25 protein-coding genes are annotated in these 25,834 nt (G+C 68.0%); 8 read left to right on the forward strand and 17 right to left on the reverse strand.

Going from position 1 to position 25,834, the window contains the following annotated elements; translation table 11 throughout:
- Positions 1 to 20: 20 nt before the first annotated feature.
- Together glpK and ACQPYM_RS22665 are read right to left on the reverse strand one after the other, a co-directional pair.
- Positions 21 to 1,538: a glycerol kinase GlpK gene (glpK, locus tag ACQPYM_RS22660; protein WP_433003113.1), complete on the reverse strand. Its 1,518-nt coding sequence runs from the start codon at positions 1,536 to 1,538 to the stop codon at positions 21 to 23.
- A gap of 27 nt (positions 1,539 to 1,565) precedes the next feature.
- The gene (locus tag ACQPYM_RS22665; RefSeq protein WP_433003116.1) at positions 1,566 to 2,432 is read right to left on the reverse strand and encodes an MIP/aquaporin family protein; all 867 of its coding nucleotides are present in this window, start codon (positions 2,430 to 2,432) and stop codon (positions 1,566 to 1,568) included.
- 568 nt (positions 2,433 to 3,000) lie between these two features.
- On the opposite strand from ACQPYM_RS22665, the gene ACQPYM_RS22670 reads away from it, so the two are divergent.
- Genes ACQPYM_RS22670 through ACQPYM_RS22680 form a run of 3 tightly spaced genes read left to right on the forward strand, consistent with a single transcriptional unit; the run spans position 3,001 to position 4,639 of the window.
- Positions 3,001 to 3,954, forward strand: coding sequence for a VWA domain-containing protein (locus ACQPYM_RS22670; protein ID WP_433003119.1), 954 nt, complete (start codon positions 3,001 to 3,003; stop codon positions 3,952 to 3,954).
- A gap of 59 nt (positions 3,955 to 4,013) precedes the next feature.
- The gene (locus ACQPYM_RS22675; protein ID WP_433003122.1) at positions 4,014 to 4,376 is read left to right on the forward strand and encodes a CorA family divalent cation transporter; all 363 of its coding nucleotides are present in this window, start codon (positions 4,014 to 4,016) and stop codon (positions 4,374 to 4,376) included.
- Positions 4,373 to 4,639, forward strand: coding sequence for a hypothetical protein (locus tag ACQPYM_RS22680; protein ID WP_433003125.1), 267 nt, complete (start codon positions 4,373 to 4,375; stop codon positions 4,637 to 4,639). Before ACQPYM_RS22675 ends, ACQPYM_RS22680 begins: the two co-directional genes overlap by 4 nt.
- 22 nt (positions 4,640 to 4,661) lie before the next feature.
- Here ACQPYM_RS22680 and ACQPYM_RS22685 read toward each other — a convergent pair whose 3' ends face one another.
- The 8 genes from ACQPYM_RS22685 to ACQPYM_RS22720 all read right to left on the reverse strand — a co-directional run bounded on the left by ACQPYM_RS22685 (position 4,662) and on the right by ACQPYM_RS22720 (position 14,378).
- Positions 4,662 to 5,774, reverse strand: coding sequence for a magnesium and cobalt transport protein CorA (locus ACQPYM_RS22685; RefSeq protein WP_433003128.1), 1,113 nt, complete (start codon positions 5,772 to 5,774; stop codon positions 4,662 to 4,664).
- Between the two features lie 81 nt (positions 5,775 to 5,855).
- Positions 5,856 to 6,914: an ABC transporter ATP-binding protein gene (locus ACQPYM_RS22690; RefSeq protein WP_433003131.1), complete on the reverse strand. Its 1,059-nt coding sequence runs from the start codon at positions 6,912 to 6,914 to the stop codon at positions 5,856 to 5,858.
- 24 nt (positions 6,915 to 6,938) lie between these two features.
- Positions 6,939 to 7,967 (reverse strand): ABC transporter ATP-binding protein, encoded by a 1,029-nt coding sequence (locus tag ACQPYM_RS22695; RefSeq protein WP_433003134.1) that lies wholly within the window; start codon positions 7,965 to 7,967, stop codon positions 6,939 to 6,941.
- On the reverse strand, positions 7,964 to 8,977 hold the full coding sequence (locus ACQPYM_RS22700) for an ABC transporter permease (protein WP_433003137.1): 1,014 nt from the start codon (positions 8,975 to 8,977) through the stop codon (positions 7,964 to 7,966). The genes ACQPYM_RS22695 and ACQPYM_RS22700 overlap by 4 nt, the downstream gene beginning before the upstream one ends.
- 99 nt (positions 8,978 to 9,076) lie before the next feature.
- Positions 9,077 to 10,843, reverse strand: a complete 1,767-nt coding sequence (locus ACQPYM_RS22705) for an ABC transporter substrate-binding protein (RefSeq protein ID WP_433003140.1) — start codon at positions 10,841 to 10,843, stop codon at positions 9,077 to 9,079.
- 45 nt (positions 10,844 to 10,888) lie between these two features.
- Complete coding sequence (locus ACQPYM_RS22710; RefSeq protein WP_433003143.1) at positions 10,889 to 11,818, reverse strand: ABC transporter permease; 930 nt, start codon at positions 11,816 to 11,818, stop codon at positions 10,889 to 10,891.
- 287 nt (positions 11,819 to 12,105) lie between these two features.
- Positions 12,106 to 13,710 carry an ABC transporter substrate-binding protein gene (locus ACQPYM_RS22715; RefSeq protein WP_433003146.1) on the reverse strand — a complete coding sequence of 535 codons (1,605 nt, stop codon included), beginning with the start codon at positions 13,708 to 13,710 and terminating at the stop codon, positions 12,106 to 12,108.
- A 17-nt stretch (positions 13,711 to 13,727) separates the two neighbouring features.
- Positions 13,728 to 14,378, reverse strand: coding sequence for an HAD family hydrolase (locus ACQPYM_RS22720; protein ID WP_433003149.1), 651 nt, complete (start codon positions 14,376 to 14,378; stop codon positions 13,728 to 13,730).
- Between the two features lie 130 nt (positions 14,379 to 14,508).
- Here ACQPYM_RS22720 and ACQPYM_RS22725 point away from each other — a divergent pair, with 130 nt between their 5' ends.
- The 3 genes from ACQPYM_RS22725 to ACQPYM_RS22735 all read left to right on the forward strand — a co-directional run bounded on the left by ACQPYM_RS22725 (position 14,509) and on the right by ACQPYM_RS22735 (position 17,160).
- Positions 14,509 to 15,354, forward strand: a complete 846-nt coding sequence (locus ACQPYM_RS22725) for a PAC2 family protein (RefSeq protein WP_433003152.1) — start codon at positions 14,509 to 14,511, stop codon at positions 15,352 to 15,354.
- An 89-nt stretch (positions 15,355 to 15,443) separates the two neighbouring features.
- The gene (locus ACQPYM_RS22730; RefSeq protein ID WP_433003155.1) at positions 15,444 to 16,229 is read left to right on the forward strand and encodes a L,D-transpeptidase; all 786 of its coding nucleotides are present in this window, start codon (positions 15,444 to 15,446) and stop codon (positions 16,227 to 16,229) included.
- 40 nt (positions 16,230 to 16,269) lie between these two features.
- Complete coding sequence (locus ACQPYM_RS22735) at positions 16,270 to 17,160, forward strand: hypothetical protein (protein ID WP_433003158.1); 891 nt, start codon at positions 16,270 to 16,272, stop codon at positions 17,158 to 17,160.
- A 90-nt stretch (positions 17,161 to 17,250) separates the two neighbouring features.
- On the opposite strand, the gene mshC is transcribed toward ACQPYM_RS22735, so the two are convergent.
- Together mshC and ACQPYM_RS22745 are read right to left on the reverse strand one after the other, a co-directional pair.
- A complete protein-coding gene (mshC, locus tag ACQPYM_RS22740; RefSeq protein ID WP_433003161.1) occupies positions 17,251 to 18,471 on the reverse strand; it encodes a cysteine--1-D-myo-inosityl 2-amino-2-deoxy-alpha-D-glucopyranoside ligase in 1,221 nt (406 codons plus the stop codon).
- A gap of 84 nt (positions 18,472 to 18,555) precedes the next feature.
- Positions 18,556 to 19,365, reverse strand: a complete 810-nt coding sequence (locus ACQPYM_RS22745) for an NAD(P)H-binding protein (RefSeq protein ID WP_433003164.1) — start codon at positions 19,363 to 19,365, stop codon at positions 18,556 to 18,558.
- An 88-nt stretch (positions 19,366 to 19,453) separates the two neighbouring features.
- Between ACQPYM_RS22745 and ACQPYM_RS22750 the strand changes: the two genes are divergently transcribed.
- On the forward strand, positions 19,454 to 20,413 hold the full coding sequence (locus ACQPYM_RS22750) for an AraC family transcriptional regulator (RefSeq protein ID WP_433003167.1): 960 nt from the start codon (positions 19,454 to 19,456) through the stop codon (positions 20,411 to 20,413).
- 111 nt (positions 20,414 to 20,524) lie between these two features.
- Here the strand turns inward: ACQPYM_RS22750 and ACQPYM_RS22755 are convergent, their stop codons facing one another.
- From ACQPYM_RS22755 to ACQPYM_RS22765, 3 genes are all read right to left on the reverse strand, one after another.
- Positions 20,525 to 21,316, reverse strand: coding sequence for an SCO1664 family protein (locus tag ACQPYM_RS22755; protein ID WP_433003169.1), 792 nt, complete (start codon positions 21,314 to 21,316; stop codon positions 20,525 to 20,527).
- Entirely contained in the window at positions 21,313 to 21,888 is a 576-nt protein-coding gene (locus ACQPYM_RS22760) for a DUF3090 family protein (protein ID WP_433003172.1), read from the reverse strand. The genes ACQPYM_RS22755 and ACQPYM_RS22760 overlap by 4 nt, the downstream gene beginning before the upstream one ends.
- 180 nt (positions 21,889 to 22,068) lie before the next feature.
- Positions 22,069 to 22,779 carry a histidine phosphatase family protein gene (locus tag ACQPYM_RS22765; protein ID WP_433003175.1) on the reverse strand — a complete coding sequence of 237 codons (711 nt, stop codon included), beginning with the start codon at positions 22,777 to 22,779 and terminating at the stop codon, positions 22,069 to 22,071.
- Between the two features lie 49 nt (positions 22,780 to 22,828).
- Between ACQPYM_RS22765 and corA the strand changes: the two genes are divergently transcribed.
- Positions 22,829 to 23,839 carry a magnesium/cobalt transporter CorA gene (gene corA / locus ACQPYM_RS22770; protein ID WP_433003178.1) on the forward strand — a complete coding sequence of 337 codons (1,011 nt, stop codon included), beginning with the start codon at positions 22,829 to 22,831 and terminating at the stop codon, positions 23,837 to 23,839.
- A 76-nt stretch (positions 23,840 to 23,915) separates the two neighbouring features.
- Here the strand turns inward: corA and ACQPYM_RS22775 are convergent, their stop codons facing one another.
- Entirely contained in the window at positions 23,916 to 24,743 is an 828-nt protein-coding gene (locus ACQPYM_RS22775) for an undecaprenyl-diphosphate phosphatase (protein WP_433003181.1), read from the reverse strand.
- 6 nt (positions 24,744 to 24,749) lie between these two features.
- Positions 24,750 to 25,808 carry an LLM class F420-dependent oxidoreductase gene (locus tag ACQPYM_RS22780; RefSeq protein WP_433003184.1) on the reverse strand — a complete coding sequence of 353 codons (1,059 nt, stop codon included), beginning with the start codon at positions 25,806 to 25,808 and terminating at the stop codon, positions 24,750 to 24,752.
- Positions 25,809 to 25,834 lie beyond the last annotated feature (26 nt).

A 25,834-nucleotide genomic window follows, 5' to 3' on the forward strand; every position in this document is an offset into this window, starting at 1 on the left:
CCGTGGTGCCGTGCGGGCCGTCAGTCGACGTCGACCCAGTCGAGCGTGCGCTGGACGGCCTTCTCCCAGCCCTTGTAGCCGTCCGCCCGCTGCTCGTCGTTCCACTCCGGGTTCCAGCGCTTGTCCTCGTTCCAGTTCTGCACCAGTTCGTCGGTGTTGTTCCAGAACCCGACCGCCAGCCCGGCCGCGTACGCCGCGCCGAGAGCGGTCGTCTCCGCGACCACCGGCTTGCTCACCGGTACGCCGAGGATGTCGGCCTGCATCTGCATGCAGAGCTCGTTCGCGGTCACGCCGCCGTCGACCTTGAGCACCTCGAGCTTCACGCCCGAGTCCTTCTCCATCGCGTCGGCCACGTCCTTGCTCTGGTAGCAGATCGCCTCCAGTGTTGCTCGGGCCAGGTGAGCGTTGGTGTTGAACCGGGACAGCCCGACGATCGCGCCGCGGGCGTCGGACCGCCAGTACGGTGCGAACAGGCCCGAGAACGCCGGAACGAAGTACACGCCGCCGTTGTCCTTGACCTGACGGGCCAGCGTCTCGGTCTCGCTGGCGCCGGAGATGATGCCGAGCTGGTCGCGCAGCCACTGGACGGCCGAACCGGTGACGGCGATCGACCCCTCCAGCGCGTAGACCGGCGCGTCGTCGCCGAACTTGTAGCACATCGTGCTGAGCAGCCCCGCCTTGGAGCGGACCAGCTCGGTCCCCGTGTTCAGCAGCATGAAGTTGCCGGTGCCGTAGGTGTTCTTCGCCTCGCCGGGGTTGAAGCAGACCTGGCCGACCGTGGCCGCCTGCTGGTCGCCGAGGTCACCGGTCAGCGGTACTACGCCGCCGAGCGGGCCGTTGGCGAGCGTTTCGCCGTACTTGTTGGGATCCGACGACGGGCGGATCTCCGGCAGCATCTGCCGGGGGATGTCGAAGAACGAGATCAGCTCGTCGTCCCAGTCGAGCGTCTCCAGGTTCATCAGCATCGTGCGGCTGGCGTTGGTGACGTCGGTGATGTGGACGCCACCCTCGGTGCCACCGGTGAGGTTCCACAGCAGCCAGGTGTCGGTGTTGCCGAACACGGCGTCACCGGCCTCGGCGGCTTCGCGGACCCCGTCGACGTTCTCCAGGATCCACTGCACCTTGCCGGCCGAGAAGTACGTCGCCGGCGGCAGCCCGGCCTTCTGCCGGATGACATCGCCCTTGCCTGCGCGCTCCAGGGCCGACGCGATCCGGTCGGTCCGGGTGTCCTGCCACACGATCGCGTTGTAGTACGGGCGTCCGGTCTTGCGGTTCCAGACCACGGCCGTCTCACGCTGGTTGGTGATGCCGAGCGCCGCCAGGTCGCTCGCATGCAGCCCTTGCGCGTTCAGCGCGGTCCGGATCACCGAGCTGGTGCGCTCCCAGATCTCCACCGGGTTGTGCTCGACCCAGCCGGCCTGAGGCAGGATCTGCTCGTGCTCGAGCTGGTGCTTGCCCACCTCGTTCCCGGAGTGGTCGAAGATCATGAAGCGGGTACTCGTGGTGCCCTGGTCGACGGCACCTACGAAGTCAGCCATGGAATTTCCTCTCCTCACGCTGCATGCTCATGTGGTCGTTTCTCCCTCGGCCCCGGATTCGGAAGGCAGCCGGCCCGGTTCCTCGTCCTCGTCCGCGATCGGCAGGTTGCGGCCGACCAGCAGGTCGTACAGGAACGCGCCGACGAGCGCGCCGATGATCGGTGCCACGATCGGCACCCAGAAATACAGATCCCCGAACTGATCTTTGAACGCTCCCCCGTAGCCGGTGAAGAAGGACGCCAGCCGCGGCCCGAAGTCACGCGCCGGGTTGATCGCGTAGCCGGCGTTCGTCCCCCACGCCATCCCGATGCCGACCACCAGCAGGCCGACGATGAACGGCGCCAGGTTGGCCGCCGGCGAGGTGTTGCGCAGGTCGGTGATCGCCAGGATGACGAACATCAGGATCGCCGTACCGATGATCTGGTCCCGGAAACCGCCCCACATCTCCACGCCCAGCTCGGTACTGCCGTTGCCCGGCAGGGTCGAGAACACACCCTGGCTCTTGATCGTCAGCCCCGGGTCGAACTTGTTGAGTGCCTCGGTGTAGTTCCAGCGAACCACGAGCGCCGCCAGGAACGCCCCGAGGAACTGTGCCACCGAGTACGGCAGCACCTTCTTCCAGCTGAACCCGCGGAACGCCGCCAGAGCGATCGTCACCGCCGGATTCAGATGCGCGCCGGTCATCCGGCCCGCGGTGTAGATGCCCAGTGTGACGCCGATACCCCAGGCCCAGGCAATCGAATCGTGATCCCCCAGCCCGCCTCCGCCGGCGACCACTTGGGCGACCACGCCACAACCGAACAGGATCAGGATGAACGTACCGGCCAGCTCGGCGGAACACTCCCCCAGAAGGGTCTTCGCCTTCACCGCTTCTGGATCAGCTGTCGTAGCCATTCCGAAACTCCCTTCCACCCCGTGACGACCACGGAGAACTGGAATCTAGGAGCGTTAGCGAGGCGGCACAACGCCAGGTGTTCGACATTGTCGAACGCGGTACGCCGAGATGTCGGTTGCGACACACGTATCGCCCCACCCGTACTCAACTCGCGGGCCGGCGTCTCGTGCCCACCCGAACCCATTCGGGCCAGCCGCGATCCCCGGCCGACCCGCATCGCATCGCCAGGCCGGCGCTTCGCCCCACCCGTGCTCGTGTCGGTGGCTGGCGCGTCGTGCCCACCCGCACTCGTGTCGGCGGCCGGGGCACCGGGCCCAACCGAACCACGGCGGTGCCTGCCTGCCTCCACCCCGGGCGAACCCCCATCGCACCGCTACACCCTTACGGCGCCGGCCGGGTCGAGGAGCCCGGGACCGGCCCGTGGGGCAGCGCGACCAGAGGCGACCTCCGCTGTTGCTCAGGAGACGGCTCCGGGACGGCGGTTGGTCAAGCATGGATGTCGGGTGTGATCGCCGATTGCATCGGACGAGTAGCCTGGGCTGGCCAGGGTGGAAAGGGAGTGATCCGGTGGAGTTCTTGTCTCCGGCGAGGCTGTGGCTTCTCCTGCTTGTTCCCCTGGTCGTGGTGGTCTACGTGGTGCTGCAGCGGCGACGGGCGCAGTACGCGGTGCGGTTCACCAACATCGCGTTGCTGGATCGGGTCGCGCCACGGCGTCCTCAATGGCGCCGTCATGTGCCGGTGGTGCTGGGGCTGCTGGGGGCGATGGCGTGCATTGTGGCGTTCGCGCAGCCCAAGGACGAGGTGAAGGTGCCGCGGGAGCGGGCGACGATCGTTGTCACGGTGGATGTGTCGTTGTCGATGATGGCCACCGACGTGGACCCGAACCGGCTGGAGGCGGCGAAGAAGTCGGCGAAGAACTTCGTCAACCAGTTGCCGGCGAAGTTCAACGTGGCGGTGGTGTCGTTCGCCGGCACCGCTTCGATCGTCGTGCCGCCGACCACGGATCGAGCGACGGTGCTGCGGTCCATCGACGGCCTGGAGCTGGCGGAGTCGACTGCATCCGGTGAAGGCATCTTCACCTCGTTGCAGGCGCTGACCCAGGTACCGCCAGATCCGGATCACCCCGATGAGCCGGCGCCAGGCCGGATCGTGCTGCTCTCGGACGGTAAGCGGACGGTCGGACGGCCGGTGCAGGACGCGGCCGCCGAGGCGAAGAAGAAGGGTGTCCCGGTGTACACCATCACCTTCGGCACCGATTCGGGGTTCATCGAAATGGATGGGATCCGCCAGCGGGTACCACCGGATCGGTCCGAAATGCGCACTGCGGCCGAGATCAGCGGCGGCCAGGCCTACACAGCCGAGTCGGCCGGTGAGCTGGAGGACGTCTACAAGGACATCGGGTCGTCAGTGGGCTTCGACAAGGTCGACAAGGAAGTCACCTCGCGCTACGCCGGTATCGCCATGCTACTGACACTGGCAGCTGCCGGTGCCTCGGTCGCGTTTGCCTCACGGTTTCCCTAGTCCGGCGGAGCACCCGGTGTCTGCGGTGCGGTATGGGAAGGGGTGATGGTGTGGGTGTCATGGACAACGCTGTGTACGTCGACGGGAAGCGGGACAGCGAACCGGAGTCGCTGGAGGTCACCTACGAACTCCTTCGCGACAAGCACGGGATGGGCTGGATCGGCCTCTACCGGCCCGATGCGGCCGAGGTGCAGTCGGTTGCCGAGGAGTTCGAGATCCGTCCGCTGGCGGTCGAGGACACCGTCATGGCTCATCAGCGGCCGAAGCTGGAGCGCTACGACAACGTCTTGTTCACGGTGTTGCGGCCGGCCCGGTACCTCGACGACGTGGAACGGATCGAGTTCGGTGAGTTGCACGTGTTCACCGGGCCCGAGTTCGTTGTCACTGTCCGCCACGCCGAGAGCTACTGCGTGAGGTGGTGAAGTTTCAGCGGGCCACCGAGCCGCTGCCGGCGATGCTGGCCGGCTTGCAGGCCGGGTTCGGCAAGTACCGCGTCGACGGGGAGCTGCAGCGCTACCTGCGTGACGTCGCCGACCATCTTGAGCGGATGGTGGAACGAACCGCCGGCTTCCGGGTGCTCCTGGTCAACCTGATCGGCATCAACAGCACCCTGGTCGGGCAACGCCAGAACGAGGAAACCCAGCGGCGTCTTGGCACCGGGGCGCGGGACGGCAGCATGAGGTGACCGAGTTTCGACTGCGGGTGAGCTACAACCAGCGTTTGCGCTTGAAGAAGACGAACAGCGCGACCGACAGCAACGCCATCGCCCCGAGCACGACGTAGTAGCCGTACCTGGTGGTCAGCTCGGGCATGTGGTCGAAGTTCATGCCGTAGATCCCGGCAAGCATCGTGTCGGCGGCCAAGATCGCCACCCAGGCGGCGATCCGCCGCATGTCCTCGTTCTCGGCCACCTGCACCTGAGCCAACCCGGCGGCCAGGATGGAGCTCAGCAGTTCGTCGAAGCCGGCGATCTGGTCACGGACCCGCTGCAAGTGGTCGTCGACGTCGCGGAAGTACAGGCGAATCTCCGACGGCACCAGTCTGCTGTCGCGTTCACTCAGCGACCGGAGCGGTTCGGCCAGGGGCGCCACGGCCCGCCTCAGCTCCAGCACCTCGCGTTTGAGTTGGTAGACGCGTTCGATGTTGCGCCAGCCCCGGGGACTGAACATCTCGGCCTCCACCAGATCAATGTCCAGCTGCACCTCGTCGGCGACCTTGAGATAGGTGTCGACGACCAAGTCGGCGATCGCGTGCAGCACCGCTCCCGGCCCCTTGGCCAGCCGTGCCGGCTCCGCTTCCAGCGACTGCCGCAACCCGGTCAGCTCACCATGTCGGCCGTGGCGCACCGTCACCACGAACCCCGAGCCACAAAACACCATCACATCGCCGGTCTCGACCACCTCCGAGCTGGCGGTCAGCTCGTCATGCGGCACGTACCGAACGGTCTTGAACACCGCGAACAAAGTCTCCTGGCCCGGTTCGCCACCCGCGTACTGTTCCAGCTTGGGTCGCTGATGGGCCTTGACCGCATCCTCCAACGCCAACGGATGCAACCCGAACTCGTCACCCAGACCGGCGATCTGCTCCGCGGTCGGCTCCAGCAGGCCGATCCACACGAACCCCTTGCCGCGCCGCGCAGCCGCCAGAGCGGCCGGATACGTGGTGTGGTCGTTGACCCGAACGCCGTCACAGTAATAGGCCCAACCGAGTACTGCGGACGAATTCAGCCCGTCGGCCGCAGACCCGATTTCGTCCGAGCCACCCTCGGCTTTGCCGGACTGATCACGCGGAGACCCGAAGCGGCCGTCGATGCCAGCCATCCTGCCTCCTCGTCCCCGGTACGTCGATCCGGAATACCCGAAGAACCGTAGCTGGTTCTTCGGGTATCCGAGCGGCTCTTTTCAGCTGGCGGTGGCCTTCGCGGGTGCTTCGCCGCCTGGCTGGTTTTCGGGGAAGTGGCAGGCTGCCTGGTGGCCGGGGGCCAGTTCGAGAAGTGGGGGCTCCACTGTTTTGCAGATGTCCTGAGCCTTCCAGCAGCGGGTGTGGAAGCGGCAGGCCGGGGGTGGGTTGATCGGGCTCGGGACGTCGCCCTGGAGGCGGATGCGTTCCTGCTTGCCCCTGCGCTTGGTGTCCGGGATCGGTACCGCGGACAGCAGGGCCAGCGTGTACGGGTGCATCGGTGTCTCGTACAGACCCACCCGGTCGGAGATCTCCACGATCTTGCCCAGGTACATCACCGCCACCCGGTCCGACACGTGCCGGACGATGGACAGGTCGTGCGCGATCATCACGTAGGTGAGATCGAACTCGGTCTGCAGGTCCTCCAGCAGGTTGACCACCTGCGCCTGGATCGAGACGTCGAGGGCCGACACCGGCTCGTCGGCCACGATCAGTTTCGGCCGCAACGCCAGGGTCCGGGCGATGCCGATCCGCTGGCGCTGACCTCCGGAGAACTCGTGCGGATAGCGGTTGTAGTGCTCCGGGCTCAGGCCGACCAGTTCGAGCAGTTCCTGGACGGCCTTCTTGGTGCCACCCTCGGTCTTCACGTTCTGCAGCCGGAACGGGGCACCGACGATCTTGCCGACCGTGTGCCGCGGGTTCAGCGAGCCGTACGGGTCCTGGAAGATCATCTGGACGTCCTTGCGGAGCGGACGCATCTTGCCCTCGGACAGGTGGGTGATGTCCCGGCCCTCGAAGATGATCTTGCCGTCCGTCGGCTCCAGCAGCCGGGTCAGCAGCCGGCCGGTGGTGGTCTTGCCGCAGCCCGACTCCCCCACCAGCGACAACGTCTCGCCCTTGGTCACGGTGAAGTCCAGCCCGTCCACGGCCTGGACCGCACCGACCTGGCGCTGCAGCAGACCGCGCCGGATCGGGAAGTGCTTGGTCAGCTTCGTCACCGACAGCAGTTCCTCGCCGGTGGGCTGGACCGGCGCGGCCGGCTCGGTTTCAGCAGAAGTCACAGTGGCTCCGTCGTGGCGTCGATATCACAGCTTCGGCTCGATCTCGGTCGTCCAGATCTCCTGGCGTCGCGCCGGGGACAGGTGGCACGCCACCTTGTGCCCGGAGCCGATGTCCAGCAGCTCAGGCCGCTCGGTCTCACTCGCGCCGGCGTTGAGGTGCGCGTAGTTGCAGCGCGGGCTGAAGGCACAGCCCGGCGGCACGTTGATGAGGCTGGGCGGGGTGCCCTTGATCGGGATCAGTCGTTCGGTGCGCTCCCGGTCGATCCGCGGCATCGAGCCGAGCAAACCCCAGGTGTAGGGGTGCTGCGGCCGGTCGAAGATGTCCTCCGCGGTGCCGTACTCGATCGCGCGGCCGGCGTACATCACCTGGATGTCGTCGGCCAGTTCGGCGACCACGCCCAGGTCGTGGGTGATGATGATGACGGCGGAGTTGAACTCACGCTGCAGGTCCCGGATCAGGTCCAGAATCTGCGCCTGCACGGTGACGTCGAGCGCGGTGGTCGGCTCGTCGGCGATCAGCAGGTCGGGGTCGCACGACAGCGCCATCGCGATCATCGCACGCTGCCGCATACCGCCCGAGAACTGGTGCGGGTAGGCGTCCACCCGCTTGTCCGGCTGGGGGATGCCGACCCGGTCGAGCATCTCGATCGCGTGCTTGCGGGCAACCTGCTTGGTCACCTTGTTGTGCACCCGGTAGGCCTCGATGATCTGGTGGCCGACCGTGTAGTACGGGTGCATCGCCGACAGCGGGTCCTGGAAGATCATCGCCATCCGCTTGCCGCGGAGCAGCCGGACCTCCTCCTGGCTCGAGCTGACCAACTCCTGGCCGTCGAGCAGGACCTCGCCGCTGATCCTGGCCGAGCCACCCTTGTGCAGGCCCATGATCGACAGGCTGGTGACGCTCTTGCCGGAGCCGGACTCGCCCACGATGCCGAGCGTGCGGCCCCGGTCCAGGTCGAACGACAACCCGTCGACGGACTTGACCAGGCCGTCGTCGGTCGGGAAGTGGACCCGCAGGTCGCGGACCGACAGGAACACGTTGCTGGTGGTCATTTGGTCCGCACCCTCGGGTCGACGACGGCGTACAGGAGGTCCACGATCAGGTTCGCCACCACGATGAACACCGCGGCCAGGATCGTGACACCCATGATCTTCGGCAGGTCGTTGGAGACGATGCCGTCGACCGCGTACTTGCCCAGACCGTTCAGCGAGAAGGTCTTCTCGGTCAGTACGGCGCCGCCCAGCAGCAGCCCGACGTCCAGACCGAAGATGGTGAGAATCGGCGTCAGGGCCGCGCGCAGGCCGTGCTGCACGACCACGGTGGGTTCTTTCAGCCCCTTGGCCCGGGCGGTCCGGATGAAGTCCTCGTTCATCGTCTCCAGCATGCCCGCCCGGGTGTGGCGGGCGTACTGGGCCGAGAACAGGAAGGCCAGCGTGATCCACGGCAGGGTGAGCGCCTGGGCCCACTTCACCGGATTCTCACCGAGAGGCACGAATGTCCCGCCGGGCACCGTCCAGCCCAGCCGGTAACTGAAGAAGGCCAGTGAGATGAGGCCGGTGAAGAAGATCGGTAACGAGACACCGGCCAAGGCGACCGTCATCGCGGCCCGGTCGAACACCGACCCGCGTCTCAGCGCCGACAGCACGCCGACGGCGACCCCGAAGCCCAGCCAGATCACCGAGGCGCCCGCGGCCAGCGACATGGTCACCGGTATTCGGTCGAGCAGTTCGGGCCACACCGGCTGCTTGGTGATGAACGAGTACCCCAGGCACGGTGCCGGGCAGCGCTCGACACCCGCGCCGTAGTCGTACTCGGCGCCCACCACGACACCCTTGGCCCAGTTCCAGTACTGCACTGCGATCGGGTCGTACAGACCGAGCCGCTCGGCCGTCAGCTTGACCGTCTCCTCGGTCGCCGCCCGACCGACGTAGCGGGTCGCCAGGGTCTCCGGCGAGGCGCCGGCCCAGCGCGGTACCAGGTAGAAGATCGAGAAGGTGATCGCGCTGACGATGAACAGCAGCCCGACAGCCGCCAGCAGGCGCCTGATGATGTATGTGATCACAGTGGTCGGCACCGGCGCCCGGCCCGGGAGATCCTCCCGGGCCGGGCGCCTGCAGCCTTCACCTACCTAACGTGAGTTCCGGTGGCAGGGACGGACCTGTTACTGGACACCCAGGCTCAGGTAGTCGTACATGTTGAAGGCGTCGCTGACGAAGACGTTGGTGAGACCCTTCGGCCGCAGCAACAGGCTCTTGGCGTAGACGCCCGGGTAGATCACCGACTCCTCCATCACCTTCTTGTCGATCTGCGCCCACATCGGCTCGCGCTTGGACTTGTCGGTCTCCAGGATCGCGGCGTCGAGCATCTTGTCGACCTCGGGGATCCGGACGCTGGTGTTCGACGAGCCACCGGTCGGCCGGATGACCCGGCTGTCGACGATCTGGGACAGGTAGCCGAAACCGTCGTTCCAGTCCGCGCCCCAGCCGTTGGTGGCCAGGCCGAGGTTGTTCTTCACCACGAAGCCCGGGTGACCGGCGTACTGCGAGAAGTAGTCACCGGCCGGGTAGCCCTTGAGGGTCAGCTTGATGCCGACCCGGGCGAGTGCCTGCTGGAACGCCTCGGCGGTGGCCTTCTCGCGCGGACGGTCGGCCCGGTAGGCCATGTTCGTCGAGAATCCGTTCGGCTGGCCGCAGGCGGTCAGCGATTCCTTGGCCTTCGCCACGTCGCCCTTGCTGTCCGGGCCGGCCGGGTACAGGTCGAACTTCTCGTAGCCCGGGATGAGCGGCGGCAGCACGGTCGTGGCCAGCTCACCACCGGAGAAGGGACCGCCGTACGCGGTCTGGTAGCCGGTCTTGTCCATCGCGTACTGGATGGCCTTGCGGCAGTCGATGTTGTCGAACGGCTTCACGGTCGGGTTGATCGACGTGTACCACAGCCGGGCCAGCGTCGGGTTGTCCGCGTTCGCCTTCAGTGCCGGGTCGGTCAGCACCTTGCTCAGCGACGCCGGCTGCACGCCGGTGCCCGCCACGTCGACGTGCAGGTCACCCGAGATGACCCGGTTGTCGATGTCGTCCGCGTTGACCTTCAGCGCGACCTCGTACCGGTCCGGCAGCGCCTTGCGGTTCGGGTCGGTCGCCTGGTCCCACTGGTCGTTGCGGATCAGCGTGTACTGCTTGCCGGGCTGGACCGTCTCGAACTTGTACGGGCCGGAGGACAGGACGTGGTCGCGGTACCGCGCGCCCTTGTCCTTGGCCGCCGGGACCGGCATGGTCTGGGTCAGCTGAGCCAGGTAGTCGAAACCACCGAAGGCGTTCTTCAGGTGGAAGGCGACGGTGTAGTCGTCGGGGGTGCTGATCGCCGAGTCGGTGTTGACACCCTTCGACTTGTACGGGCCCTTGTAACCGGCCGGCAGGTTCAGGAACGCCTCGAAGTACGCCGGGCCGTTCGGGAAGGTCTCCTTGTCGGTGGAGCGCAGCACGGCGTGCTTGACGTCCGCCGCCTTGACCTCGGACCCGTCCTCGTACTTGATGCCCTTGCGGATCTTGTAGGTCCAGGTCTTGCCGCCGTCACTGGGCACCCCGAGGCCCTCGGCCAGGTCGGGCACCAGTTCGCTGCTCGCCTTGCCCGGAGCCGCCTTGAACATCACCAGCGACCGGCCGTACAGCCGGGCGAAGTTCCAGGCGAAACCGTAGTAGGTCTCCCCCGGGTCCAAGGTGTCCCAGTCGTCGCTGTTGGCCAGCTTGATGGTGCCACCCTTCTTGTCAGAAGGGTTGACGACCTGGGTCAGCGCGGTGTTGAACTCCGACTTCGCGCCAGTTCCGGTCCCACCGTCGCCATCGCCGTCGGTGCCTGAGCCGCCGCAGGCCGACAGGCCCAGCGCGACGACCGCCGCCAGTGCGGCGGCCGTCCTCAATCGTTTGGTTCTCATGGTGCTGGTACACCCCTTCTTGTCAGCAACGGTGGAACGGTGAGATCAGCGAGCCCGCGGGTCGAGTGCATCCCGCAGCCCGTCCCCGAACAGGTTGAACGCCAGCACGGTGACGAAGATCGCCAGACCGGGCCAGAGCATGAAGTGCGGCATCGTGTAGTAGGTGACCGCGTCGGACAGCATGCCGCCCCAGGTCGCCGTGGGCGCCCGGACACCGACGCCGAGGAACGACAGCGCCGCCTCGAACAGGATGTTCGTCGGGATCAGCAGCGTGGCGTAGACCAGGATCGGCGCCATCAGGTTGGGCAGCAGTTCGGTGAACAGCAGGTACGGCCGCCGGGCGCCGAGGCTGCGGGCCGCGTCGACGAACTCCCGTTCGCGCAGCGAGATCGTCTGGCCGCGCACGATCCGGCCGATGTAGGGCCAGTTGAAGAACCCGATGATGAAGATCAGCAGCAGGATCCGCAGCGAGTCGCCCTGCAGCCCGAAGGCGTCGTCGGGGACCACCCCGGCCAGCGCGATCGCGAAGACCAGCAGCGGGAAAGCCAGGAAGATGTCCATCAGGCGGCTGATCAGGGCGTCGACCCAGCCACCGAAGAACCCCGCGACGATGCCCATCGTGGTCCCGATGGCCACCGAGAGCAGGGTGGCGAAGAACGCGATCAGCAGCGAGATCCGGGACCCGTAGATCACCCGGCTCATCAGGTCGCGGCCGTTGACCGGCTCGACCCCGAACGGGTGGTCCCAGCTCATCCCGCCGAACTTGCCGATCGGCGCCAGCGTGCCGCCCGCGGTGTCGATCAGGCCCTGGTTGAACTGGTTCGGCGGATGGCCGATGAGCTTGATGATCAGGTTGGCGAAGATCGCCATCAGGATCAGCAGGATGATGATGACGAAACCGGCGACCGCGACCTTGTCCCGTTTGAGCCGCATCCACGCGATCTGGCCGAGCGAGCGTCCCTCGATCTTGGGCATCCCTTTCAGGACTGCTTCAGGATCGTCTCTGCCGGGCTCGACCTCGAGTGGTGTCGTCACGCGATGTGTTCCCCTGCCTGTGTCGGTGGACCCTGGTGCGGATCCGGTCTAGCTGCCGCCTTAACCTGCCGCCATTACTCGCCGGAGTCAAACGCCCAAAGTGCTGCGTTGCCCGATCGTGATGCGTAGGAAATCGTCCCGTATCGTGGGACAACTCGCAGTACAGCATGTACCTACCGACGGTCGCTGGCGACGCGCTGTCACTGACACTGCCGGGCCACCGAGGGTTACTTGCGCAGCGGCGAGAAGTACAGGAAAGAGAGCGGATTGAGGGCCTTGTCGACGTGCTCGACGCTCTTGCCCGCGACAACGGTCAGCCGGCCCTGCCAGCTGGGCACCACGGGGCTGTCCTGGGCCAGCAGGTTCTGCAGGTCGGTCAGCGACGCTTCGCGTTCGAGCTGGTTCTGCTCCGCGATCTCCTGGTCCAGCAGCTTGTTGGCCGCCGTACTGCGGTAGCCGTTCTGGAACTGCCCGCTCTCCCGGACGAACGGCTGCAGGTAGTCACCGCTGTCGAGGTAGTCCGGAATCAGGCCGGCCTGGTAGAAGTCGTAGGCCCCGGCCTTGGCGAGCTGCTGGTACCTCGGCCACTCGGCACTCCTCAGCACCACCTTGAACAGCCCCGATGCCTCAAGTTGCCGCTTCAGCTCCAACACCTCGGCCTTGGCGCCCGCGCCGTACTGGAAGGACGTCCAGCCGAGGGTGAGCGTCACCGGCGTGACGATGCCGGCCTCGCGCAGGATCGCCGCGGCGGCCGCCTTGTTCGGCTCCCGGTACTGCGTCCGGAACGCGTCCACCTGCCCGGCGAATCCGGGCGGCACCACCGAGTACAGCGGCGACACGTGATCGCCGTACGCCTTCTTGGCGATGGCCGGCCGGTCGATCAGTTGCGCGACAGCCCGTCGTACGGCGGGCTTGCGGGCGACCGGCGAACGCAGGTTGAAGGCGAAGAAGCGGATCTCCGCCGATCCCCCTTCGACCACCTGGACCTGCTCGCCGGCGCGCAGCTTCTCGAGCGTCCCCGGCCCGAAGCCGTGGAAGCCGATGTCGGCCTTGCCGGTCGTCATCGCCTGGGTCAGCGACGGCGCGTCTTGGAAGAAACTGATCTCGACCGCGTCGTTCTGCGCCGCCCGCGAGCCGCGGTACTTCTTGAACTTGCCGAGCACCGCCGAGGTGCCGGGCTGATAGGTCTTCAGCTGATAGGGCCCGCTGCCCATCGCGTTGTCGCTCAGCAGCTTGGTGGCCGGGTAGAACTGTTCGTCGACGATCGACGCAGCCGTCGTGGTCAGCAGGTACGGCAATCGCGCGTCGGGCTTCTTCAGCGTGAAGACCGCGGTCAGCCGGTCCGGCGTACTCACGGAGGCCACCGAGGAGAACAGCCCGGCCGCGCCGCCGGGCGTCTTCAGCCGCAACAGCCGGTCGAAGCTGAACTTCACGTCCGACGAGGTCAGCTCGTGCCCGTTCGGGAAGGTCAGCTCGTCCTTCAGACTGCAGGTGTACGTCGTCGGTGCGTCGTACTGGCAGTCGGCGGCGTCCGGTACCGGCGTCGGTTTGCCGGGCATGATCGTCAGCAACGTCTGGAAAAGGTTCGCCTGCAGCGTGCGGGAGCCGATCTCGTACGGTCCGGCCGGGTCGAGTGAGGTGACGGAATCGGCGGTCGCCACCTTGATGACCAACTGCTTCGGTGGTGGCTCGTCCTGACTCGGCCCGCCCGCGCCGGGCTTGCCACAGCCGGCGATCGAGCCCGCCAGAACACCGGCTGCCGCCAGCCACGCGGCTCGCCGCATCATCACACTCACCATCTCAACCTTCCCCCAGAACACCCCCACAGGCACTCAAAGAAGGTAACCCCTCAGTGGAGCAGGTCGCGCAGCGCATCCGGGGTGAGCTGTTCGAGTGACTGCAGGACCAGCCGCCGCGGCGCCACCGGGATCGTCACCCACTGCGGTACGGCGACCACGAACGCCCCCGCCGCGGTACCGGCCTGGACGCCGGTCAGCGAGTCCTCGATCACCACACACTTCGTCACGTCGACACCCAGCTCGGCCGCCGCGGTCAGGTACGGCTCGGGGTGTGGTTTGCCGTTGCGGACCTCGTCACCGGCCACGATCACGTCGAACAGGTCGGGCGACAGATGGGACAGTGCCGCGTCGATCATCACCCGGTACGACGCCGAGACCAGGGCGCACGGAATCCCCGCCGCCTTCAGGCCGGTCAGGAGTTCCAGCGCGCCAGGCCGCAGTACGACGCCCTCCTTCAGCGACCGGACCACCTCGCCGTACATCCGCTCGGCCAGTTCCTCGGGCTCGATCACCCCGGGGCGCAACTGCGCCATCCACACCTTGACCGCGTCGGCGAGGTCGCTGCCGACCAGCGCCATGCAGTCCTCTTCGGTCCAGGTGGCGCCCAGTGAGGTGAGCAGCTCGATCTGGACCCGCGCCCAGACCGGTTCCGAATCCACCAACGTGCCGTCCATGTCCCAGAGCACCGCTTCGAGGGTCATGCGGCGATCCTACGGAACCGGTGGGCGACACCTTTCCGCTGGCTGTGAAACCGCCGCCGTGCGGCACGCTATGCACGTAGGCTGGGCAGTCCGGTAAGGCACTTGAGACGACTAGGACAGGGGGTGGCGAGTGGCAGATCTCGCGAACCTGAGGGATCCGGTCGTGATCGCCGCGTTCGAAGGCTGGAACGACGCGGCCGAGGCGGCCACCGGAGCGGTCGATCACCTGATCGAGGAGTGGGACGCGGAGCTCGTCACCGCGATCGACCCGGAGGACTACTACGACTTCCAGGTGAAGCGGCCCGAGGTCGAGTTCGACGACGAGGGCGTCCGGCGGCTCACCTGGCCGACCACCCGGGTGTTCCTGGCCCGGCCCGACGACACCGGCCGCGACGTGCTGCTGATCCGTGGCGTCGAGCCGAACATGCGCTGGCGGGGGTTCTGCCGCGAACTGCTGGAGATCGTCGACGAGTCGAACGCGCAGCTGGTCGTGGTGCTCGGCGCGCTGCTGGCCGACTCGCCGCACACCCGGCCGATCCCGGTCACCGCGTCGTCGTCCGATCCCGAGCTGACCGCGTCGTGGAGCCTCGAGCCGTCCAGCTACGAGGGCCCGACCGGCATCACCGGTGTCTTCGCCGACCTGTGCGGCGCCCTCGGCGTACCGGCGGTGTCGATCTGGTCCGCGATCCCCCACTACATCGCCGGTACGCCGTGCCCGAAGGCGTCGCTGGCGCTGCTCAGCAAGGTCGAGGCGTTGCTGGATCTCCCGATGCCCGAGGGCGACCTGCCCGAGCTGGCTCGCGCCTGGCAACGCGGCGCGGACGAGCTGAGCGAGGAGGACCCGGAGGTCGCGGAGTACGTGGCGTCCCTGGAGGAGCAGCGCGACACGACCGACCTGCCCGAGGCCAGCGGAGACGCGATCGCCGCGGAGTTCGAGCGCTATCTCCGCCGGCGCAACACGGACCGCCCCGACTGACTGACTGAGCGTGACCCGTACTGCGCAGTAGCATCTTCGGCGGACAGCGGCTTATCCTCGTCGGACGACGGGACCACTGGGGAGCTGGTATGCGCAAGACACGCGCCGACGAGCGAGGCGGCGGGTCGATCGGGGCACTGGCCGTGCTCCTCGTGCTCGCCACCGTCGCCGTCGTCGGGATCCTCGGCAACCGCAAGAACGCCGAGGCCGCGGTCGACCTCAGCACGCTGACCGGCTCGTCGACGCACACCACGATCACCACCGCGCCGCTCGACGCCGACCCGTTCGCCGCAACCGACGGCCTGGTCGTCCACCCGCGCACGCAGACCGCCTTGTACTCCGCTCCGGAGGGCGATCCGTTCGCGAAGATCGGCCCGACCCAGTTCGGGCCGACCTGGCTGCCCGTCGTCGGCCGGTCCGACGGCTGGGTCCAGGTGCTGCTCCCGTCGAAACCGAACCGGTCGACCGGGTGGTTGCGCGACGACGGGCTGGACCGGGCCTCGTCGGCGTACCTGATCCGCGTGCACACCGGGTCGCGCACGATCGAACTGTTCAAGCAGGGCAGGAGTCTGGGCCGCTGGAAGGCCGGCGTCGGCGCGAAGAACACCCCGACGCCGCCGGGACGGACCTTCCTGCTCGGCTCGATCGTCGACCCGAAGCGCTCGGCGTCGCCGATCGTGCTGCCGTTGGGTGCGCACAGTCCCACTCTCGACACGTACGGTGGCGGTCCTGGTACGGTCGCGATCCACGGCTGGCCCCGGCCAGAGGTTTTCGGAGCGGCCGTCAGCGCCGGCTGTGTCCGGGTGCCGAAGAAAGCACTCGCCCTTCTTCAGCAGGTGCCACTCGGAACTCTCGTTCTGATCGACAGCAAATGAGTCTTTTGATGCAGCATTCGGCGGAGAAGTGAGGATCACGATGCAGCGACTAGTGCCGACCGTGACGACGTTCGCGGCTGTGACCGGGGTGGTGGCGTTCACGGTGGTCGCCGGGGCGCCGGTGGGCAACGCGGCCGCCCGCCCGTCCTCGGCGTACGCGGTCAGTGCCGAGGGACAGGTGCCGATCGCGAAGACGCCGTACGCCGAATCGTCGAACGGCAAGCGGCAGACCTCCTCCGCGCTCGAGCTGCCGAAGAACCCGCTGCTGTCCGTCCGCGCCGGGACGGTGGCCGCGGGCAACGATGCGGCGTCGGTCGAGCTGTTCGACGTCGTGGTCGGGCCCGACATCCTCGACCAGGTGAAGCTTCCGCCGGACCTGAAGAAGAGTTGCGCCACCTTGCCGGCCACCGGCGCCGATGAGCTGCCGATCCCGAATCTCCCGCTGCCCTCGCTCGGCATTCCGCTGCCGGACTTGAAGACCGTCGACCTGCCGGTGAAGAACCTGCCCGACCTGTGCAAGCTGCTGCTCACCCCGCCGAGCTCGCTGCTCGGCATCGAGAGTCTCAGCGTTTGGTGCTCCGGCGATCAGGGTGGTGTCGACATCGGTGCCCTGACGCTGCTGGGTCAGCGGGTCGCAGTACCGACGGTCAAGCAAAGCGCGACCATCCCGGCCGCACCCCTGGCCACCATCACGGTCAACCAGCAGACCAAGCACTCCGACGGCGCCTTCACCATCACCGGCCTGACCATCAACCTCGGCGGCGCCCAAACCATCCGCCTAGCCTCAGCAACCTGCGCCAAGCCGGCCGCCAAGCCCACCCCGAAGCCAACCCAGCCGACAACCACACTCCCAATCCCCGCCCCGGAGCAACCGGCCCCCGCCGCGCCAACCCCCACCCCGGTGAAGACCCACCACCCAGTCACGGGCTGAAGCGGCGACTCTGAACACCAAACGGCGACCTTGAACGGGGAATAACTTGTGCAAGGTCGCCGCTGGCTTTTCGAACCCACCAGATGTGGCTTAGAGCTTGATCCCCAGCAAGGCGTCGATGGCCTGGGCGATGAGCGCCGGAGCTGTGGTGTCGTCGCCGTTCGTTTCGGCCCACTGGTCTACGGCGGCGAGGGCGGCGACCGTGTCGAGGTCGTTGGTCAGTGCGGCGCGCAGGGCATCCACAGCTGCGGCGCCGTCTGGACCTGAGCCCCGGCTGATCGCGCCCCGCCAAACGTCAAGACGCTCCTGCGCATCGAGCAGGTCTGAGGAAGTCCAGAACCAATCGGTGCGGTAGTGATGCGCCAGCAGCGCCAGCCGGATGGCCATCGGGTCCGTGCCGGCTTGGCGTTCCCGAGACACCAGCACCAGGTTGCCTTTGGACTTGGACATCTTCTCGCCGTCCAGCCCGACCATCGCCTGGTGCACGTAAGCCCGCGCGAACGGGTGTTCCCCCGTCGCCACCTGCGCGCCACTAGCCGACATCTCGTGGTGCGGGAAGATCAGGTCGCTGCCACCACCCTGCACGTCGAACGTCATCCCGAGGTGCTTCAGCGCGATCGCCGAGCACTCCACGTGCCAGCCCGGCCGGCCGCGCCCGAACGGTGAGTCCCAGGCCGGCTCCCCCGGCCGCTCGGCCCGCCACAACAGGCTGTCCAGCGGGTCGCGCTTCCCCTCCCGCTTCGGGTCGCCACCGCGCTCGGCGAACAGCGCGCGCATCGTCTCCACGTCGTACCCGGAGACCGCGCCGAACCTCGGGTCGGCCTTCACCGCGAAGTACAGGTCGTCGTCGACGGAGTAGACCGCGCCGGCCCGCTGCAGGTCCTCGATCGCGCTGACGACCAGCTCGATCGACTCGACCACGCCGACGTAGTTCTGCGGCGGCACCACCCGCAGGGCGGTCATGTCGTCGCGGAACAGCTGGATCTCGCTCTGCGCGAGGTCGGTCCAGTCGACGCCGGTCGCGGTCGCGCGCTCGAGCAGCGGGTCGTCCACGTCGGTGATGTTCTGGGTGTAGCGCACGTCGTACCCGGCGTCCTGCCACAACCGGTTGATCAGGTCGAACGTGACGTACGTCGCGGCGTGCCCCATGTGGGTCGCGTCGTACGGCGTGATCCCGCAGACGTAGATCCGGGCGGCGCCGTCGTCGCCCGGTGGCACCTCGACCAGCCCCGCCGACGCGGTGTCGTAGAGGTGAAGACGCCGGGCCGGCCCGGGTACGACCGGGATTTCTGGTTTCGTCCACGCCTGCATGGGAGGGAGCCTATCCAGTCAGCGAATTCGCGCCATGACCTGGTTCCACTCCCCGATCCATCGCGCGATCCCGGCCCGGATGCGCTATGAGGTGCGCCAGACGTCTTCGGCGTACTGCGCGAAGGTGGTGGCCGGTCGCCCGAGCAGCTTCTCCACGGTGTCGGTCGGCTCGTTGAGGAATCCCTGGCGCATCCCGGCGAACATCTTGTCCAGCGCCTCCACGGCCTCGGCCGGATACCCCGCGGCGAGAAGCTCTTCCCGGTACTCCGCCGGCGACAACTCGACGTACTCGATCGGCTTCCCCCGCACGTCCGCGATGATCCGGGCAGCCTCGGCGAAGGTCAGCGACTCCGGCCCGGACAGGTCGTACACCTGCCCGGAGTGACCGTCACCGGTCAGCGCTAGAGCGGCCACCTCGGCGATGTCCTGGACATCGATGAACGGCTCCCCGACCGCGCCGATCGGCAACGCCAGCCGGCCGGCCAGGACGGGCTCGCGCCAGAGGTCCTCACTGAAGTTCTGGTTGAAGTTGTTGGCCCGCAGTACCGTCCATCCCACTCCGGACGCCGCCACGGCCCGCTCGCCCTCCCGCATCCCGGCCCAGGCATCCTTGTCCGCCTGGTCGATCCCCCGCCCGGACAACACGACGAACCGCTCGACACCGGCCTGCACCGCCTGCTTCACGAACCCCTCGGTCGGGGCCGGATCGTCCGGAGCCACCAGGTACACCGCCCGGACACCCTCGAGCACAGCCGCCCAACCAGCAGGCTCGTTCCAATCGAACCGCACCTCACCGGACCGCGAGGCGGCCCGTACTTCGTTGCCCTCGGCCCGCAATTGCGGAACCACTCGCCGGCCGGTCTTCCCTGTCGCTCCAACTACCAGAATCGTCATACCCACAGCCAACCGCCCACGGCCGCCGCGGGCCATGCGTGAGATCGCCGTCCACCTGTCCATTGGTCCCACCGAATACGTTGGCTCCATGGATCCCCTCGACGAGCTCCTGTACGCCGTCCGCGCCAACGGCTCGGTCCTCGGTACGCCGGTCCTGCCGGCCGGCACCGCGTTGCGTTTCACCGACGCCGCCGCCCTCACCCTGTGCGCACCCCTGCGCGGCGAAGGCTGGCTGCACGTCGACGGTCAAACCGTTCACCTCAAGCCCGGCGAGACCGCCGTGGTCCGCGGCCCCGAGCCTTTCGTCTTCAGCACCGCCCCGCCCGCCGGTCGTGAATCCAGCAGCGATCCCAGCTCCGGCCCCGGCTCCGGCTCCGGCTCCGGCAGCGTCGGGCTCGACCCAGCCATCGAGCCGATCGACGTCACCTGCGACGGCACGATCGGTGCTCAGCCCGAGACCGAACAGCCCGGCGGCACGGTCCTGCTGGCCGGCGCCTATCACGTCCGCCAGGAGATGCCTCGCCGGCTGATCCAGGGACTGCCCGCCGTGATGATCGTGGCCGACGACTACGACTGCACGCCACTGCTCGACTACATCGAGAACGCCCTGGCGATCGGCAAGCTCGGCCGTCAGGTCAGCCTCGACCGGCTGGTCGACTGGCTGATGGTCTGCACCTTGCGCGACTGGTTCGACCTCAACTCCCCGCGCTGGTACGCCGCCCTCGGCGACCCGGTCGTCGGCCCTGTCCTGCAGGCGATGCACCGCTCCCCCGCCGACCCGTGGACGCTGGCTTCACTCGCCGATATCGCAGGAGTCTCGCGCACCACCTTGGCCCGGCGTTTCACGGACCTCACCGGCGAGAGCCCGCTCGGCTACCTCACCGACCTGCGGATGACCCTGGCCGCCGACCTGCTCGCCGAGCCGGGTTCGTCGGTCGGCGCGGTCGCCCGCCGGATCGGGTACGCCGACGCGTTCAGCTTCAGCGCCGCCTTCAAACGCGAACGCGGCATCAGCCCGAGCACCCTCCGCCAACCAGCCGGCGTCTAGTCGCGGACCGCTCCCACTCACAAACCGCGCGCGGCAGGTCCTGGTCAAGCGTGGCGGGGTGGGCGCTGCGCCGCGCGAAGCGGGTTTGTGAGTGGGGGCGGTCCGGCTAGCTCAGAAGGCCGGCCAGGGAATGGCGGGCCAGTCATCGCTGGGGAGCGGGAAGGTCGCGGTCTTCAGCAGCGTCGCGCACCGCTCGCGGGTCGCGGTCAACTCGACGGCGGTGATCAGGTCCGTCAGCTCCGTTCCGAGCTGACCGGCCAGGGAATCCGCGAGTTTCCTGACGTCTTCGAGCAGCTCGTCCGGGACCGGCGTACCGGCCCAGCCCCACAACACCGTGCGGAGCTTGTCGTCGGCGTTGAAGGTGACTCCGTGATCGACACCGAACACCCGGCCGTCGCCGGGGTTGAGCACGTGCCCGCCCTTGCGGTCGGCATTGTTGACGATGGCATCGAACACCGCCATCCGTTGCAGGGCGACGTTGTCGGCGTGCACCAGCGTGACCGGGTTGTGCCGGCCGTCGAGCGCGTCCAGGACGCCGACCCAGCCCTTCGGCACCCGGCCCTGCGGCACGATGTCGACCAACTCGGTCTCGCCCGGGGGCAGCTCGACCTCGTCGATCCAGAGCTGGACCATGCCGACTCCGATGGGTCCGTCGCGCAGCAGCGTCGGGGGCACCAGGTTCCAGCCGAGCGCCTCCGAGACGACATACGCGGCGTACTCGCGCTGGGCCAAGGTGCCGTCGGGGAAGTCCCAGAGCGGCCGCTCGCCCTCGACCGGCTTGTAGACGACCGTGGCCGACTCGCCGTCCAGGCTGACCGTGCCCTGGAAGGTTCCGTTGGACGCGGCCACCAGCCGGCCGAGCAGGGACAGCTCACCGCGGGCGAGCAGGTCCTGGTCGATCATTCGCGGACGTGCCTGCGGTAGCCGTTGGCGCGCGGGCAGATGTGCCCCTCCGGGTCGATCGGCCGGCCGCAGAACGGGCAGCTCGGCCGGCCGGACGCGACCAGCGCGACCGCCCGGCGGGCGAACGCGCGGGCCTGCTCCTCGCTGATCCGGACGATGAAGACCTCGGCGTCCTCGGACTCCAGCGCGGCCGCGACCGGGTCGGTCTGCTCGAGCTCGGCCTGCTCGCCGGCGACCACGGCGTAGACCTCGATCACCACCTTCTCGGCGTCGGCCTCCCAGGCCAGCGTCATGGTGCCGGCCCGGAACTCCTCCTCGATCGGCTGCTCCAGCGGGTCGGTGTCGTCCACCCCACCCGGCGCGGCCGGCTCCCGGTCGAACCGCCGCGCGACCTCGTCGAGCATCACGTCCAGCCGCTCCGCGAGCGCCATCACCTGTTCCTTCTCACAGGCCACCGAGGTCAGCCGGTTACCCGCCCTGGCCTGCAGGAAAAAGGTCCGGGCACCGGGTTCACCAACGGTGCCGGCGACGAACCGGTCCGGATCGTCATACGAATGCACTACGCGCGCCATACCAGGAACCCTAGAACATGCTCGGTAGTCCCCTGCAGTCGCGAGCAGGTGCTCGGTGCGGTAGCTCGGCGTGCTGGAGTGATGGCCGCGATGTTTTTCCATCGTTGCCTTTGCTCCAGTGCGGCGAGGTGCCGTGCCGAGTGCCGCGCAGCACGCAGGGGGCTACCGAGCATGTTCTAGTTACCGTCCGCCGACCACGGCGTCAGAGGACTGTACTGGGGACTCCGCGGCCTCGCCTTCGGACTGCTCCGGCGGTTTGGGGATCAGCGATGCGAGCTCGCTGCCGGAGTCGTTCAGCCGGACCACGAACGGGCGGGTCTTGGTGTAGCTGATGATCGTGGTCGAGGCGGTGTCGACGACGATCCGCTGGAACGCGTCCAGGTGCTGGCCGAGCGCGTCCGCGACGATCGCCTTGATCACGTCACCGTGCGAGACCGCCACCCAGAGCGCGCCGTCGCCGTGCTCGGCGGCCAGTGCCGCGTCGTGGTCCCGGATCGCGTCCACCGCGCGCTGCTGCATCCCGCGCATCGACTCGCCGTTCGGGAACGTCACGCCCGACGGGTGCTGCTGGACGACCGCCCAGAGCGGGTCCTTGGCGAGGGTGCTGATCTTCTCCCCGGTCCAGTCGCCGTACCCGCACTCGGTCAGCCGCGGATCCGTTGCCAGATGCAACGTCGGGTGGTGCTTCGCGATCGCCTCCGCGGTCTGCAGGCACCGGTCGAGCGGCGAGGTGACGATCGCGGCCAGCGGCAGCACGGCCAGCCGCTCGGCCACCGCCGCCGCCTGCTGGACGCCGGTCTCGTCGAGGTTGACCCCCGGCGTCCGCCCGGCCAGTACGCCGGACGTGTTGGCACTGCTGCGTCCGTGCCGGACCAGAATCACCGTGGGCATAGACGGCACGTTATCCGGTCGGACAAGTCACCGGTGCCATGATGGGAAGGTGATCGTCGATTGCGGGGTCTATTCCGAGGGTGCGCGGCACAACCTGCCCAAGGATCCCGAGAGCGTGGCGCGGGCGATCGACGACGACGGCCAGGCGTTCGGCTGGATCGGGCTGCACGAACCGTCCGCCGCCGAACTGGCCCGGGTCCAGCGCCTGTTCGACCTGCACCCGCTGGCGGTCGAGGACGCCCTGGCACCACGTCAGCGCCCCAAGGTGGAGCGGTACGACGACTCGTTCGTGATGGTCCTGCGCACGCTCTGGTACGTCGACGCGGAGGACGCCGTCGAGACCGGCCAGGTCAGCATCTTCGTCGGCAAGCGGTACGTCGTCACGGTCCGGCACGGCGAGGGCGCACCGCTGACCACCGCGCGCCAGGAGCTCGAGGAGCGCGCCTCGGTGCTCGGCCACGGCCCGGCCGCGGTGCTCTGGGCGATCTGCGACTCGGTCGTGGACGGCTACGAGACGGTCGCCGGGGCCGTCGAGGTGGATGTCGACGAGGTGGAGTCCTCGGTCTTCTCCCCCGAGCGCACCAGCGACGCGGCCCGGATCTACACGCTGAAGCGCGAAGTACTGGAGATGCGCCGGGCGATCACCCCGCTGCGCGAGCCGATCGAGGCGTTCGCCCGCGGCGCGGTGCCGGGGATCAGTCCCGAGGCGGCGCCGTTCTTCCGCGACGTGGCCGACCACGTCATCCGGGTCTCCGACCAGACCGAGGCGCTGGACACCCTGCTCAGCTCGGCGCTCAACGCGCACCTGGCCCGCGTCTCGGTCCAGCAGAACGACGACATGCGCCGGATCGCCGCCTGGGTCGCGATCGCGGCCGCCCCGACGATGATCGCCGGCATCTACGGGATGAATTTCGACCACATGCCCGAACTGCGCTGGTACTACGGTTACTTCGCCGTGCTCGCCCTGATGGCCGTCACCTGCACCTCGATGTACGTCGGCTTCCGCAAGGCAGGCTGGCTCGGCCCCTCCCCCAACCCGGACCGCAGTACCCCGAACTGACCTGTAACGACGGAACCGGGCTCCCCACACGGGAAAGCCCGGTTCTGCGTTCAGCCGGTACTGCGTGGTGCCTGGCTCAGGTGGCGGTGATGGTGCTGGTGGCCAGCAGGATCAGGATGACCACGCCGAGCAGGATCCGGTAGAAGGCGAAGATCGAGGTCGAGTGCTTGGCCACGAACCGGAGCAGCCAGGCGACGGACGCGTAGCCGACGATGAAGCTGACCACCGTGCCGACCAGTAGCGGCGCCACGCCGATGTGGCCACTGAGCGCGTGCCTCAGCTCGAACACGGCCGCTCCGACCAGCGCCGGGATGCCGAGCAGGAACGCCATCTTGGTGCTGGCGACCCGGTCGAGACCGCGGAACAGACCGGCCGTGATGGTGGCGCCGGAGCGGGACACACCCGGGATCAGTGCCAGGCACTGGATCAGGCCCATCACGATCGCGTCGAGCAACGTGATCCGGGTCAGCGGCCGGGCTTTGCTGCCCAGCTTCTCGGCCGCGACCATGAAGAACGACCAGACGATCAGTGAGCCCGCGACCCACCACATGCTGCGCAGCGGTCCGGAGATGATGTCCCTGGCCAGGAACCCGACCAGGCAGATCGGCAGCGAGCCGACGATCACGAACCAGCCCATCCGGTGGTCCAGCTCACCGCGGTACTCCGGATGGCGCAGCCCGCGGAACCAGGCGACGGCGTACCGGCTGATGTCCTTCCACATGAACAGCACCACGGCCGCGATCGCCCCGAACTGGATCACCGCGGTGAACGCGGTGACCGCCGGATCGTCGATCTTCTGCCCGAGCAACTTCGCGGTGATGGTCAGATGGCCCGTGCTCGACACAGGCAGAAATTCGGTCAATCCCTCGACGATGCCGAGGATGATGGCGTCCCAAATCGTCATCGGGGGTCAGTCACCGATCCCGGCGAGCTCCAGGGCCTCCGCGACTGTGCGGAGGGTGGCGATCCGCTGGTCGACGGTCGGCTCGAACGGGGTCAGCGCGACCGTGGTCACCCCGGCTTCGGCGTACGCGGTGAGCTTGTCGGCGATCCGTTCCTTGCCACCGAGCAGCGAGACCGAGTCGATGAACGCCTGTGGGACCGCCGCCATCGCCTCGCGGTGCTTCTTGTCCAGGTAGAGGTCCTGGATCTCCTTGGCTTCCTTCTCGTAGCCCATCCGGACCGCGAGCGCGTTGTAGAAGTTCTTCTCCCGGCTGCCCATCCCGCCGATGTACAGCGCGGTGTAGCCACGGATCGGGTCGGCACCGGCGGCCAGGTCGTCACCGACCACGACCGGGACCTGGGCGACGACGTCGAAGCCGTCCATGCCGAGGCCCTCCTGGCGGGCCGACCGGCCCGCCTTGATGTGATTCAACTGCTCTCCCAGATAGGCGGGGTCGTTCAGGATGCCGAGCCAGCCGTCGGCGATCTCGCCGGCCAGCTCGAGGTTCTTGGGTCCGACCGCGGCCAGGTAGATCGGCACGTGGTCGCGGACCGGGCGGATGGACAGCTTCAGCGGCTTGCCGGGGCCACCGGGCAGCGGCAAGGTGAAGTGTTCACCCTCGAACACGACGGTCTCCCGCCGCATCGCCGAGTTGACGATCGCCACGTACTCGCGGGTGCGCGCGAGTGGCTTGTCGAAGCGTACGCCGTGCCACCCCTCGGACACCTGCGGCCCCGAGACGCCCAGGCCGAGCCGGAACCGGCCGCCGGACAGCCGGTCCAGGGTGGCCGCGGTCATCGCCGTCATCGCCGGGGTCCGGGCCGGGATCTGGAACACCGCCGCTCCGACGTCGATGGTGGTGGTCTGGGCGGCGATCCAGGTGAGCAGGGTGGCGGCGTCCGAGCCGTACGCCTCCGCCGCCCAGGTGACCGAGAATCCGAGTGCCTCGGCCTCCCTCACCAGCCTCAGATGATCGAGGTGGTCGTCGCCACCGAAGACGAAGCCGATGTTGAGTCCGAGTCGCATGACAGGCGAGCCTAACGAGCCGTTGC

It is taken from the genome of Kribbella sp. CA-294648, assembly GCF_050943845.1.
Lineage (GTDB): Bacteria > Actinomycetota > Actinomycetes > Propionibacteriales > Kribbellaceae > Kribbella.